This window comes from Coleofasciculus sp. H7-2, assembly GCF_042747725.1.
In the GTDB taxonomy this organism is placed as follows: domain Bacteria; phylum Cyanobacteriota; class Cyanobacteriia; order Cyanobacteriales; family FACHB-T130; genus FACHB-T130.
Map to the genome: position 1 here is coordinate 113,114 of NZ_JBHZGO010000089.1, position 13,100 is coordinate 126,213.

At 45.9% G+C, this 13,100-nt stretch carries 12 protein-coding genes; 6 read left to right on the forward strand and 6 right to left on the reverse strand.

What is annotated here, in order from left to right; translation table 11 throughout:
* The first annotated feature begins 2 nt into the window (after positions 1 to 2).
* From ACFW2W_RS18470 to ACFW2W_RS18480, 3 genes are all read left to right on the forward strand, one after another.
* Positions 3 to 527 carry a TolB family protein gene (locus tag ACFW2W_RS18470; protein ID WP_378181335.1) on the forward strand — a complete coding sequence of 175 codons (525 nt, stop codon included), beginning with the start codon at positions 3 to 5 and terminating at the stop codon, positions 525 to 527.
* Between the two features lie 451 nt (positions 528 to 978).
* The gene (locus ACFW2W_RS18475; RefSeq protein WP_378181380.1) at positions 979 to 1,464 is read left to right on the forward strand and encodes a TolB family protein; all 486 of its coding nucleotides are present in this window, start codon (positions 979 to 981) and stop codon (positions 1,462 to 1,464) included.
* A 129-nt stretch (positions 1,465 to 1,593) separates the two neighbouring features.
* Complete coding sequence (locus tag ACFW2W_RS18480) at positions 1,594 to 3,033, forward strand: trypsin-like peptidase domain-containing protein (protein ID WP_378181337.1); 1,440 nt, start codon at positions 1,594 to 1,596, stop codon at positions 3,031 to 3,033.
* Here the strand turns inward: ACFW2W_RS18480 and dnaN are convergent.
* Positions 3,030 to 4,202, reverse strand: a complete 1,173-nt coding sequence (gene dnaN, locus ACFW2W_RS18485) for a DNA polymerase III subunit beta (protein WP_378181340.1) — start codon at positions 4,200 to 4,202, stop codon at positions 3,030 to 3,032. The genes ACFW2W_RS18480 and dnaN overlap by 4 nt on opposite strands.
* Positions 4,203 to 4,660: 458 nt before the next feature.
* Entirely contained in the window at positions 4,661 to 6,037 is a 1,377-nt protein-coding gene (dnaA, locus tag ACFW2W_RS18490) for a chromosomal replication initiator protein DnaA (RefSeq protein ID WP_378181343.1), read from the reverse strand.
* 81 nt (positions 6,038 to 6,118) lie between these two features.
* Here dnaA and def point away from each other — a divergent pair, with 81 nt between their 5' ends.
* Positions 6,119 to 6,664, forward strand: coding sequence for a peptide deformylase (gene def / locus ACFW2W_RS18495; protein ID WP_378181346.1), 546 nt, complete (start codon positions 6,119 to 6,121; stop codon positions 6,662 to 6,664).
* Here the strand turns inward: def and ACFW2W_RS18500 are convergent, their stop codons facing one another.
* Entirely contained in the window at positions 6,665 to 7,084 is a 420-nt protein-coding gene (locus ACFW2W_RS18500) for a GNAT family N-acetyltransferase (protein WP_378181349.1), read from the reverse strand. It lies immediately after the preceding gene.
* Between the two features lie 26 nt (positions 7,085 to 7,110).
* Complete coding sequence (locus ACFW2W_RS18505) at positions 7,111 to 8,295, reverse strand: RNA-guided endonuclease InsQ/TnpB family protein (RefSeq protein ID WP_378181352.1); 1,185 nt, start codon at positions 8,293 to 8,295, stop codon at positions 7,111 to 7,113.
* A gap of 651 nt (positions 8,296 to 8,946) precedes the next feature.
* Between ACFW2W_RS18505 and ACFW2W_RS18510 the strand changes: the two genes are divergently transcribed.
* Both ACFW2W_RS18510 and ACFW2W_RS18515 read left to right on the forward strand, forming a co-directional pair.
* The gene (locus tag ACFW2W_RS18510; RefSeq protein ID WP_378181355.1) at positions 8,947 to 9,321 is read left to right on the forward strand and encodes a hypothetical protein; all 375 of its coding nucleotides are present in this window, start codon (positions 8,947 to 8,949) and stop codon (positions 9,319 to 9,321) included.
* 199 nt (positions 9,322 to 9,520) lie between these two features.
* Positions 9,521 to 10,198 (forward strand): hypothetical protein, encoded by a 678-nt coding sequence (locus ACFW2W_RS18515; RefSeq protein WP_378181357.1) that lies wholly within the window; start codon positions 9,521 to 9,523, stop codon positions 10,196 to 10,198.
* A 10-nt stretch (positions 10,199 to 10,208) separates the two neighbouring features.
* On the opposite strand, the gene argS is transcribed toward ACFW2W_RS18515, so the two are convergent.
* On the reverse strand, positions 10,209 to 11,966 hold the full coding sequence (gene argS, locus ACFW2W_RS18520; RefSeq protein WP_378181360.1) for an arginine--tRNA ligase: 1,758 nt from the start codon (positions 11,964 to 11,966) through the stop codon (positions 10,209 to 10,211).
* Positions 11,950 to 12,879 (reverse strand): carboxylating nicotinate-nucleotide diphosphorylase, encoded by a 930-nt coding sequence (nadC, locus tag ACFW2W_RS18525; protein ID WP_378181363.1) that lies wholly within the window; start codon positions 12,877 to 12,879, stop codon positions 11,950 to 11,952. Before nadC ends, argS begins: the two co-directional genes overlap by 17 nt.
* Positions 12,880 to 13,100: the final 221 nt, after the last annotated feature.

Sequence of the window (13,100 nt, forward strand, 5' to 3'; positions counted from 1 at the left end):
GCGTGAAACGTAACCTTGTTCTATCAGTATTTGTTGCTTTAGCCAGTTTATTGAGTAGTTGTACTGGCTCAGGTCGTCTCGTGAGTTTTCCCTTTGATTCAGGAGGGCGAAGTTTAAATAGCCCAGCCTCTGACATCAATCCTCAAATTGCCAGTCGGTACATCGTCCTGATTTCTGACCGGCGCAGCAGTCAGGATGTTTATCTTTTCGACACGGTGGATCGGCGTTTAATTGATTTGCCAGGATTAAATTCCCTGGATGCGATCGCATCTCACCCGGCTGTTTCCGCTGATGGTCGTTACATTGTCTTTGCTGCAAGTCGTCAGGGTCGGTCGGGAATCTACCTCTATGACCGCGAAACTCGCCAGTTAAGGAATCTCGCGGAAAACGTGCAAGCAGAAGTGCGAAATCCAACGATTAGCGCCGATGGCAGGATGATTGCCTTTGAATCTAGTGAAAATGGTCAGTGGGATATTGTGGTTATCGACCGCTCTGGACAACCGCTGAATCTTCCAGCACCTCCTTGAGGATAAAAGTGCTAAGTAGTGTGTAACAAGTACTGAGAAAAAATAAATAAGTAGGTAGACATAATTAAACTCGCACATCTGATGTAGGGAATGGTTGAGGCAACGTTACCCAACGCATGACAGGGGTTTGATGGGTAACGCTTACAGGACTTACGCAAATATCACCACATCTCTTGGGCAACCACAAGGGGATTGAACCGACAAGAACGCTATATGTATAAGCTTTGCGTAAGTCCTGGCTTAGTCGCTCTACCCATCCTACAAATAGTTATATCCATCTACTTACTCGCTTATTCTAATCCGCAACTTTGGCGAATCAGGTGATATTTTTAGCTTGTACAGGCGGGCTTGGTTCGTGTAGTCGCGCTTCGCAGTTACAGTCATCAGGTATTTAGGCGCAAGTGATATGAAATGGCTAATTAACTGGCGCTGGCTGACAATTTTATTAACAATGGGGATGACTGGTTGTCTTGACACCCAGCTATTCAACCCGCCGCAAATACTCACTGGCGGTATCAACAGCCAGACGCCCGACGAACATCCCGCCTACAGCAGTGACGGTCGCTATCTCGCCTTTGCTTCTGACCGCAATAACAATCGAGACATTTTCCTCTACGACTTGCAGCAACGCCGTCTCGTCGATCTCCCCAATATCAATCGTCGCGACTCCAGACAGGATCAACCTGCTTTGAGTGCGGATGGTCGATTTATTGCTTATGTTTCTAGCGAGCGAGGCAAGACGGATATCTTTGTCTACGACCGTCAAACTCAACGCTCCGAACTGCTCACCAGCAGCATCCGAGGCTCGGTACGCCATCCTACTATTTCCGGCGATGGTCGCTACGTCGCGTTTGAAACTAGCCAGCTAGGGCAATGGCATATTGCAACTGTAGAAAGAGGAACTTCAGCGACAAATTCAGGCTCTTTACAACAGTAGAAGATCAATGAAATTAGCGAGATCCCGCACGAGCGCGGCATCCGCTTCTTCTATAGAAACAGCTTCGCCTAAGAGCGATCGCTGCTAAATATGCTAGACCAGTCAAAAAAGCTTAAAAAAATTAACATAATGAGTACCAAAGTTCTGCGTATTGCCACTTCGGGCATCATCGCAGCCACAGCTGCCATTGGTGCTAATGCCATCGACGCGATCGCTCCCTTTAACTGGCAACAGCCAAATATCGCTGTTGCCCAAGACGCTGAAGAACAAACAAATATTCAGGTTTATAAACGCGCCAGTCCAGCGGTGGTATCCATCCAGGCTGGTGACGGCAGTGGCAGCGGTAGCATCATTAGCCGAGACGGTCTGGTGTTGACTAATGCTCACGTTGTGGCAAACGGTCGCCAAACTGTCACCGTTATTCTCTCAGATGGCAGAAGACTTCCAGCCGATATTGTTGCTTTTGCTAACAATAGTCTCGACTTAGCAGTTGTGAAAATCCGAGGACAGAACAATCTACCTACCGTAGCGATCGCTCCTGCAAACTCCGTACAAGTCGGTCAGCGGGCGTTTGCGATTGGGAACCCTTTCGGTCGATTTCAGGGAACTTTCACCGTTGGCATTGTCAGTCGGATTGACCAACAGCGCGGCTTGATCCAAACCGATGCAGCCATCAACCCAGGCAATTCCGGCGGTCCCCTTCTCAATAGCCAGGGAGAATTGATTGGCGTCAATACTGCCATTTTTACCAGCGGTCAGAGTGCGGGAAACATTGGCATCGGATTTGCGATTTCTGTAGACCGGGTGCAGCCGTTCCTGACCGCAGTGCGCCAAGGACGCGCCCCTACAACCGCTCAACGGCAACAACCCGCTTCTGGAAGACAACCACCTAAATCCATCGCCCTAAATGGTGCCGTTATCAATGCCACCCTTAGCAGTGGTGACAATGTTTTACAAGCTGATAACAGCTATTTTGACCTTTACACCTTTCAGGGGAGAGCCGGTCAGCGAGTCAAAGTTGATATGGCTAGTCAGCAGATTGACTCCTACTTAATTCTGCTTGGTCCCAATGGCAATGAAGTTGCCCAAGACGATGATGGGGGCGGTAGGGGAAACGCCAGCCTTGTGGCGACACTGCCTGCAAGTGGCACTTATTTAATCATTGCCAATTCCTCTGAGGGAAGACAAGCGGGTGCTTACCGTCTTCGAGCAATGGCAACCGCTGCGAGCGATCGCTATCAAACTTCCCAAAATCGCTTGCTTATGCGGCAAGCTGGCATTCTGGGTCGGGGTGCCAAGGTGCTTTCTGATGGTAGTTTGTTCCAGGAATATTCCTTTCAAGGTCGTGCCGGTCAGCCTGTGACAATCGCCCTTGCCAGTCCTGATTTTGATACTTATCTGATTTTGGTCGATCAAAATGACCGGAAGATTGCTGAGAATGATAACATCAGCCGCAGCAATCCCAATTCTCAGCTGAGTGTGACTTTACCCCGAACAGGCGTTTATCGTGCGATCGCCACCGCCTCAAATCCGCGCGGTCGAGGTCGCTATCTCTTAACAATTCGTTAAGCGCGAATCTGCACTGGCATCACTAAGTAAGTCATTTTTAGACCTCCAAGCGGTGTCAGAATCACCGGACTATTCCCTGTATTCATCTGTATTTGAATCTCGGAGGATTGCAGCGCCTTCAGTCCATCCCTGAGATAGGTGATGTTGAAGGCAATCTCTAGATCCTTTCCTGATATTTGTGCAGGTAGAGATTCGCGTCCGCTACCGACATCCTGTGCTTCCACTGATAAGGCAACCTGCTGGTTGGTGCTGTCTATCGTGAATTTGACAAGATTATTTTTTTGGTCAGCTAGCACGGCAATTCGTTCTAATGCATTGAGCAGCTGACGCCGATCGATTGTCACCTGCCGCTCAAATTGTTGCGGAATCAACTGACGATATGCGGGATATTGCCCTTCTAGGGTGCGGCTAGTCAAACGTTGATCTGCTAACTCAAATACGACCTGCCCTTGGTCAAGATGGAGAGCGATCGCTTCCGCCGACTGGCGCATCCCTAAGATTCGTTCCAGTTCTCGCAGTGCCCGCGCTGGAATCGTGACTTCTAACGGAGCTGTCTGACTAATCGCCTCAGAGGGTTCTTCATCCGTTTGACTTTGGTTAGTCGTTTCGACAACCGATAAACGATGACCATCGGTAGCGGCAAATTCTAAGTATTCTGGCTTGACTGTTAAATGGATGCCCGTGAGAACCTGCTTCGTTTCGTCCGGACTGGTGGCAAATAAGGAACCCCGCAAGCCCTCAATTAATGCGGCGGCAGGCAATTGAGCAGCTTCGCCATTTTCAATGACTGGCAGTTCTGGAAATTCTTCGGCTCCCATTCCCCGGACTTTATAACGCCCAGAGGCAGAAGTCAGCGTGGCAATAATCCCTTCGCTCGTGGCTTCCTCCCCTTTATCCTCTAAAGTAATTTCTCCCTCTGCTAGACGGGAAACAATATCGTTTAACAGCTTCGCGGGTAACGTGAGAAAACCTTCCTCTTCCACTTGTGCGGGAAAGCTGGTCTGAATGCCAAGGCTGAGATCGAATGCCGTCAAACTGACAAGCTGAGTTTTTTTGTTAGCTTCCAGCTTGACATTTGCGAGGACAGGATGTGTCGGGCGCGATGGCACTGCTCGGCTGACCAGAGAAAGGTTGGTACTGAGATCGTTTTGGGTGCAAACCAGTTTCATAGAAGTTCAACCTTGGAGTTGTTCAGCCAACCGAACGCGAGAGAGCGCGGTACTTTTGGCACAGAAAGAGATCGTAGCACCCTTGTCCTCAGCAATCCAGATTCCCCTGCTTACCTACCTTGGCGAAAACTACTACTGTTTTAATTAATTTTAAAAGAATCGTAGTAGGGGCTGTGGAAAATGTGGAAAAAGTTGTCAAATGAATTTCCTGTATATGTTTTAGAGCTTAATGAATTGTGGAAACTTTGTGGAAAAAAGGAGTTATTTTCCTACAAGGTATTTATACTTGCGATCGTTTTCCCCTGAAGACACAAAGTTTTTCACGGCTTTACCACAAGCTTTTCCACAGAAAATTAGGAGTTTTCCACAACCTTTCCGGACGTTAATCATTCTTTACAATTAGTTTCAGAAAACTTAAGTTAAAGGGTACTGGCTGGCTGTTAGAGAAGGATCAGGATTTATTTTGGCTTCTTGCACAGCATATTAATGCGATCGCTGAGTTGGCGTAGCGTTCTAGCCACATCGGGATTGCTATCCTTCAACTGAGTAATTTTCTCGCAGCTATACATTACTGTGGTGTGATCTTTACCCCCAAATTCCTCACCAATCCTGGGTAAACTCAGATCCGTGTGCTGACGCATTAAATACATACCAATTTGTCGCGCCCAGCTAATTTCCCGACGGCGAGAATTACTTTTTAAATCTTCAATTGGAACATCAAAGGTTTCTGCGATCGCCATCATTACCGCCTCTGGAGAAGCCGCTACTTTTTCCGCAGGCGGATTCAAAACTGGGGCAATATTCCCGACAGTCATCGGTAAACCAGAAATCGAAATATAAGCCACAGCCCGAATTAAAGCGCCCTCCAATTCCCGAATATTTGAAGTATAATTAGTCGCTATATATTCAATAACATCTCGCGGTAATCGCATATTTTCATATTCTGCCTTTTTTTGCAAAATTGCCATCCGTGTTTCTAAATCTGGGCGCTGGATATCGGCAATTAACCCCATAGAAAAGCGGGAACAAAGGCGTTCTTGCAGCCGGGGAATCTGATTAGGAGGGCGATCGGAAGCTATTACTACTTGCTTTCCAGCTTCGTGTAAAGTATTAAAAGTATGAAAAAATTCTTCTTGAGTGTATTCCTTTCCTTCAAGAAATTGAATGTCATCCACTAACAGTACATCGGCAGCTCGATAATGTTCTCGAAACCGTTGCATACTGTCTTTACGAATCGCTGCAATCAAGTCATTTGTAAACTGTTCGGTAGAAACGTAAAATATTTTAGAATCCGGGTGAATTTCTAAACGGTAATGCCCGATTGCTTGCATTAAGTGAGTCTTTCCTAGCCCAACACCCCCACACAAAAACAATGGATTAAACTCACGTCCCGGAGATTCTGCCACAGCTAAAGAAGCTGCATGAGCCATCCGATTATTAGAACCGACAACAAAGCGTGAAAAAACGTATTTAAGATTTAATTCGGTCGGTCTGGGACGCTGGTTCGGCGTAATTTCTGCAATACTGGTTTCTATCGGCAGCGACCAGGAGATTTCGGCATCACCAGCGCTAGAGACTTCATTTCCTTTGGCAACCGTGATGTGAATTTCCACCGGCTGTCCCAGAATATCTTGTACGACATCAGCAATTGTTTTGATGTAATATTTCTGCAACCAATTCCGGGCAAACGGGTTGGGTGTGCAAATCACCAAGCAGTTATTTTCCAGCTCTTGAGCGCTGGCAGTTTTGATCCAAGTTTCAAAGGTGGGACGGCTCAGTTGTAGCTGTAGACGCTCCAGCACCTGACTCCAGAGCTGTTCAAGAGTAATATCCACGGCTCACCTCTACCGCTTTGTGCATGCATAGTATTATCCATTCTTGTGAAGAGCGATCGCTTCTTTCAACTTCTCCCAACTATGACTGAAATCCTGCCAATCACTCAACTCGGCAATCCCATCCTGCGCCAATCGGCTCAGACTATCGAAAATGTGCGCTCTGAACAGATCCAAAAACTGATTAATGACCTAATTACAACCGTTGCTCAAGCAAGCGGCGTTGGCATTGCAGCACCCCAGGTAGCTCAATCTTATCGCTTGTTCATCATGGCATCTCGTCCTAATCCCCGGTATCCCACCGCCCCTGAGATGGAACCAACCGCCATAATAAATCCTCGCATCATTGCCCACTCTGAGGAGGTGGTGAAAGGCTGGGAAGGTTGCCTCAGCATTCCAGGGATTCGAGGGTTGGTTCCCAGGTATCAGGCGATTGAAGTTGAATACACCAGTCGGGATGGCAAATTGCATCGCCAACAATTAACAGATTTTGTCGCCCGGATCTTTCAACATGAATCCGATCATCTAGATGGCATCGTGTTTGTAGATCGTTTACAGAGTACGCACGATATGATGACCGAACAGGAATATCAGAACCGAATTATTCAAAAAGCTCCAGATGCCCTTTGATTACAGTAAACACGACAAGCGTTCCTCACTTAAAGAACAGAAATTGTGTTTACTGTAAAAATGACGTGCCTGGTTGTTTTGAAAATGAACGCTGGTATCAATGCGCCGAACACCCAACTGGCGTAATTCCTTCTTGAGGGAAGCGAGCAGTATCGAGCCAATTCCCTGATTTTGCCTACCTGTTGCCACAAATACATCATCTAGCTTGGCAACTACTGCCCCTATCGAAGTAGAAATAGCGAAGCAGACTACACAGATGCCCACGGGTTTATTGCTATCATAAGCCATCCATACAAGTCCAAGCTCTGGGCGCTGCAAAAATAGCTCAAGGGCATTTTGTAGAGCTATACTCCCACCATCACCATAGGTTCGGCTACTGTCAAGATAATATTCGTCTTGAGTAACATCTCCTACACTCATCGGAGTACCGATAGAGTGTAGGCTGCTCAGAGACTCTTCATTGAAGACATTGACTGAGCTTTAAGACCGTGTGCCCCACGGTTCTTTATGTTTATAGCCGCGTTTAAATCCCGACACAAACTGATTTGACATACAGGACAGTTGTGCATTCTTTGAGATAGCGGCTTTTTGACCTTGTGACCACAGCTTGAGCATTCAAGGCTTGTGCCGAATGGAAGTACTTCTACTACACACAACCCAGCATTTTCGGCTTTGGCTGTTAGTATTGACATGAATTGTCCCCATCCAGCATCATTCACACTTTTTGCCAATCTTGATTTAGCGAGTCCTTTTATATTCAACTTTTCAACAGATATCACATCGTATTCGTCAAGTAGTGATTTAACCGTTTTAAAGTGGAAGTCTTTCCTAGTATCAGCAACTTTTTTATGTTGAATTCCTAGCTTTTTAATTGCTTTTTTGCGGCGATTAGAACCTTTTTTTCTACGAGAAACACGGCGCTGTGCTGACTTTAACTTGCATTCAGCTTTGCGTAAATATTTTGGTGCTGCAATTCGGGTATTGTCAGAAGCGACATAAAAATCTATCAACCCTACATCAATACCAACAATATTATCAGCATCAAAATCATGCTTGATAGTTGGAACTGTTTGATCGTCAAGGCTTAGAGTAACATAATAACCATCTGCTTTTTTGGTAACAGATACAGTCTTAATATCAAAGCCGTCAGGTATTTGACGATGAACAATTACTTTTACGTCCCCTATTTTTGAGAGAGTAATTTTATTATTGGCAAAATGATGTTTTTTAAATTGTGGATACGTAAAAGTCTTGTATTGTCCAGCGCCTTTGAATCTAGGTCTACCTGATTTTTTACCGTTAGCATCACCTTTCAACCATCTATCGAAAGTTATCTCAACCTTTTTAGGTACTTCTTGAAGCACTTGAGAATGAATATCTTTATACCAAGGGCGGTCTGCTTTCAGTTGAGTTAGGGATGATTTTTGGTTGTAATAATTGGGTTGGTCTTTTAGTTCGGGTAAATGACAGATTAACGAACATCTATCAATCGAACAGCGATTCATCTCATACCAATCAAATCTTTGAGCTAGCAAATAATTATACTGATACCGTAGCATTTCGAGCGTTTTATCAATTTTGTCAGATTGTTCTTTATTAGGCTTGATTTTGTACTGGTATGAGATTCGCATTTATTTTGGCTCTTCCGTAGTTGGTATGCTAAATTATAGTCAAGAAGCGCCACAAGCTATACTAGCCATAAATTTAAGCCAATTTAGCGTTTATTAAATAGAAAATACAGTCCAAAATTGTTATACCTTGCTAGGTAAGCCTTTCAAGTTTTGGGATCAACTTTTTAGCATACCAAGTAATGAAGAGCCTTTATTTTTTTTGATTCGACCTCCTTATATAGTAACATAAACGTACTGGCGCTGTAGTTACTTAATGAAAACAAAAACATTGAATTTGCGGATTTCTGAACGTAGGTTAAATAAGCTACGGTTATACTCAGCACAAAAAGATAAAACTATGACTCAGATACTAGAAGACTTTATTGATTCCCTTAAACTTGAGGCTGGCAATTCGTCACCGACCAACATTTCTGATTGAACTGCGTTCAATATCGCTCGTTGGTCACTTCCTCATTGCCCAGAATTCATCTCACACCTCACCCTGTACTCAGGGGAGTGTGAGATGAATTCTGTTTGAAGCTAAGGAATTCACCTAATAACGCAAAGGCATCGCGCAACAACTCCTTTGTCATTTTTTGACACTCGATCATGGTTCCTAAACCTCTAGACCTGGTTGACTGACAAAACTGCAAGAAAAGGGAGGTTCAACCCTTGGTAGAAGGGCATTTCCGGTTTATTGTGAAAGTTACCACACAACCACAGGAACCGATGAAAACCTCCCAACTCTATCATCAACTACACACCTTGTTAGGTCAATCCATGACTTGGGCAGACCAGCGACATTTACAAACGCTGATTTGGATGGTGATTGGCTTAGTCTGTAGCGAATGTATTAACTTAACCAAATGGACGATTTATGTGAAAACTCGCGCCGTTTTTGCTCAAAGTCATCAACGACGCTTCAGTCGGTGGTTTCATAATCCTCGCATCAACGTGCAACGACTCTATAGTGGTCTGATTCAAACTGCCTTGAGTGGATGGGGAGTTTCAGAGATCACCCTGATTGAAGATACGTCCATGCTCTAGAATGAGTACTGTCTGATTCGCCTCTCGGTACAATACCGAGGACGGGCAGTGCCCCTGGCGCAGGCGCGTAATACGACATGGCAGTAGCAGTGTGCGCTTTGAGATGTATCAGGCGATGTTGAAACGAGCCGCTCGTATAGTGCCTCCTGGGAGTTCAGTGTGTTTTCTGGCAGACCGAGGCTTTGCGGACACAACATTAATGAAGTATTTGCGAGATGAATTGCACTGGCATTTTCGGATTCGAGTCAAGAGTAATAGTTGGATTCACTCGTGTCGCAATGGGTGGATACAACTCAACCAATATCACCTGGCGTTGGGTGAAGTCGTGCTTCTCCAAAACGTCAGTTTGACTAAAACCCATTCCCTCGAACACCTCCATCTGGCTTTGGCACGCGACCCTCTGAGTCGGCAATTGTGGATGGTTGTCTCCGACCAAACCACGACACTACAAACCTTTTTTGAGTATGGCGAACGCTTTCAAATTGAAGAAGAACTGCTTGACGAAAAATCGAATGGCTTTCAACTCGAACGTTCTGAACTTCGCTCTGCCCCTGCCCTGTCCCGTCTATGCTTGGTGATGGCAGTGGCAACCTTGCTTTTGACGGTACAAGGTATTGAGGTGGTTGCGGCGGGAAAACGTCGTTGGGTAGATGCTCACTGGCAACGGGGCAATAGCTACCTGAGAATCGGTTGGAATTGGCTCAAGGGTGTTTTGCATCAGGAATGGCAATTATTTCCAACCATTTTCTTGTCTGGCAGAATTGATCCAGAGCCTGCATCTGCGTCAAAAAACAAACACAAAAGCAATTGGATCGAGAATTTACCATCAAATCTTACAGCTTTGATTCTTGAGTTTTGTCAGTCAACCAGCCTCTAGACCGAACCGCTTACATCCGCTCTAGTACGGAAATCCCAAGCAACGATAATCCCAGCTTCAGAGTTCGCGCAGTCAAATCGCATAGAACTAATCGAGATGTTCGCTGAGGTTCATCGGCTTTAAGCACCTGACACTGGTCGTAGAATTGATTAAACTTCTGACTCAGTTCAAATAGATATTGACAAAGGCGATTGGGCAGCAAATCTTGTTCAACGTCACTAACAATTTCGCTCAGTTGTAATAAATGCTTTGCTAGCACAAGTTCTGTTTCTTCCTGCAACAGAGTTTTGGCATTTGCTCCCAATTTCTCAAAGTCAATATCACCTTTGCGGCTAATTCCCTGAATCCGGACATAGGCATAGAGTAAGTAAGTTGCTGTGTTGCCCTCTCGAGCTACCATCTTCTTGGAGTTGAAGATATAGTTGCTGTTCCGGTTTTGGCTCAGGTCGGCATACTTGACACAACTAATGCCAACTATCTCAGCAACGTGGGCAATGAATTCTTCTGTTTCCTTGCGCCCTTCTTCTTTGAGTCTTGCTTCCAAGTCTTCACAGGCAGACGCGATCGCTTCATCCAGCAAATCCCGCAACCGTACCGCCTCTCCAAAGCGAGTTTTTATCCTCTTTCCATCTTCCCCCAACACCAAACCAAAGGGAACGTGTACCAACTCTAAATTATCCGGAATCCAGCCAGCCCGTTGCGCTACCTGAAACACCTGAGTAAAGTGATTTGCCTGTCCAGCATCTGTAACGTAGATAATTCGATCGGCTCGATCTTGTTCAATCCGGTAGCGTAAGGCTGCCAAATCAGTAGTGGCGTAGTTATAGCCTCCATCAGACTTTTGGACAATCATGGGCAAAGGTTCACCCTCTTTGTTGGTAAACCCTTCCAGAAATACGCATTTAGCCCCATTGTCTTCCACTAACAAGCCCGACTGGGCAAGGTCTTTCACCACTCCTGCTAACAAGGGGTTATAGAAAGATTCTCCTCGTTCTGTTAGATGGACATCAAGCCGATCGTAGATCATCTGAAACTCCCGTCGGGACTGTTCGCACAGCAGCTGCCATGCCCGCCGAGACTCTTCGTCACCCGCTTGCAACTTGACTACTTCTTGTCGGGCAGTTTCTTGAAACTTCTCATCCTCATCAAACCGCTGTTTTGCTTTGCGGTATAAAGCCACTAAATCGCCCAAATCTATAGCATTAGCAGTCGTCAAAGCTTCTGGGCAAACTTCCCGTAAGTAAGCAATAAGCATTCCGAACTGCGTTCCCCAGTCGCCCACATGATTCAGCCGCAAGACATCGTGACCCCGAAATTCTAAAGTTCGGGAAATACAATCTCCTATGATCGTTGAACGCAAGTGCCCAACGTGCATCTCTTTAGCAATATTAGGGCTAGAAAAATCCACGACTACCCGCTGAGCATTTTTTGCCTTGCTGACACCCAACTGGGAATCTACCTGAATAGCACCTAGCTGCGCTTCCAAATATTCTGGTTTCAGGGTGAAATTAATAAAACCAGGACCAGCGATTTCCATTGGTTGGCAGATATTGGTTACATCTATATGCTCAACGATTTTTTGTGCGATCGCTCGTGGCGGCTGACCCAACTGTTTAGTTAGGGACATTGCCGCATTCGACTGATAATCACCAAACTTGGGATTGCTAGCAGGCACTAGCATTGGGTCTACCCCAGCATAGTCACTGCCAAAAGCGGCAACTAAAGCCTGCTCAAATCTATTTTTAAGTTGTTCAAGGGTAGAATTCATTGGGTTTTCCCGAAACCTCAGGCAGCATACTTCTCTCCTCCATCGTACTAACGTCTATGTTCATACTCAAATCGAGCCATGTTGAGCGAGTAATCGGGGCGCTACTGGAGATGTAATCTACGCCAGTTTCAGCCACGGCACGAATAGTTTCTATAGTAATGTTGCCCGATGCTTCAATCTTGATCCGCTCATTGCTGTGGCGAATTATCTGCACTGCCTGCCGCATCATCTCCACCGGCATATTATCCAGCATGATGATATCGGCTCTATGTTGTAAGGCTTCTTCCACTTGAGCCAGCGTTTCGGTTTCTACTTCTATAGTCAGGGGATAAGGCATATGCAAGCGGATACGAGCGATCGCTTCTCCAATCCCTCCAGCCACAGCAATGTGATTATCCTTAATCATCACTGCATCATCTAACCCCATACGGTGGTTAATCGCTCCTCCCACCTGCGTTGCATACTTTTCTAATATTCTCAGCCCTGGAGTAGTTTTGCGGGTATCCACCAGTTGAGCTGGCAAATCCGAAATTTGGTTAACGTACTTGCGGGTGAGTGTAGCAATGCCACTCAGACGCATAGCTAGGTTTAAGGCAACTCGTTCTCCAAGCAGCAGGGCATCTAGCGAACCGTGAATTTGAGCAACCAACTGCCCCCGCTGGCACTGTTCCCCTTCAGCGACAACAGGAACAAAATTAACACTATCGCTCAAAAGCTGGAATATCCGGGTAGCCATCGGCAATCCAGCAATTACTCCTGCCTCTTTAGCAGTCCAATCTGCTTGCCCAACACGTACTTCGCCGCTTAACAAGCCTTGAGTCGTGCGATCGCCCCGCCCAACATCCTCTAACAACCAGCTGCGTAACAGCGGGTCTAACACGATTAAGAGGGGTAGAACAGCGCTTGGACTCACCACTTCTCTTTTTTCCTTACCTTTGTAGAACCTTCCAAAAACAACTTAGCCCAAATAGCTCTCTGGCAGCGGTTTTTGAGCTGCACAAATTTTTTTTTTCAAAACAGTTGACAGAGTTGGTAAGAGGTTGCTACATTAATAAAGCGGTCGGGAGAGCAAGCGAAAGTGAAGCGACACCGAAGCGCACCGAACCTAGAAAAAATAATAGTTTGAAAGCCAAG

Excerpts from the sequence above, each read along its gene's own strand:
- ACFW2W_RS18475 (WP_378181380.1), top strand. The coding sequence starts at position 979 with ATGGGGATGACTGGTTGTCTTGACACCCAGCTATTCAACCCGCCGCAA.
- ACFW2W_RS18480 (WP_378181337.1), top strand. The coding sequence starts at position 1,594 with ATGAGTACCAAAGTTCTGCGTATTGCCACTTCGGGCATCATCGCAGCC.
- dnaN (WP_378181340.1), bottom strand. The coding sequence starts at position 4,202 with ATGAAACTGGTTTGCACCCAAAACGATCTCAGTACCAACCTTTCTCTG.
- def (WP_378181346.1), top strand. The coding sequence starts at position 6,119 with ATGACTGAAATCCTGCCAATCACTCAACTCGGCAATCCCATCCTGCGC.
- ACFW2W_RS18500 (WP_378181349.1), bottom strand. The coding sequence starts at position 7,084 with ATGAGTGTAGGAGATGTTACTCAAGACGAATATTATCTTGACAGTAGC.
- ACFW2W_RS18505 (WP_378181352.1), bottom strand. The coding sequence starts at position 8,295 with ATGCGAATCTCATACCAGTACAAAATCAAGCCTAATAAAGAACAATCT.
- ACFW2W_RS18515 (WP_378181357.1), top strand. The coding sequence starts at position 9,521 with ATGAAGTATTTGCGAGATGAATTGCACTGGCATTTTCGGATTCGAGTC.
- argS (WP_378181360.1), bottom strand. The coding sequence starts at position 11,966 with ATGAATTCTACCCTTGAACAACTTAAAAATAGATTTGAGCAGGCTTTA.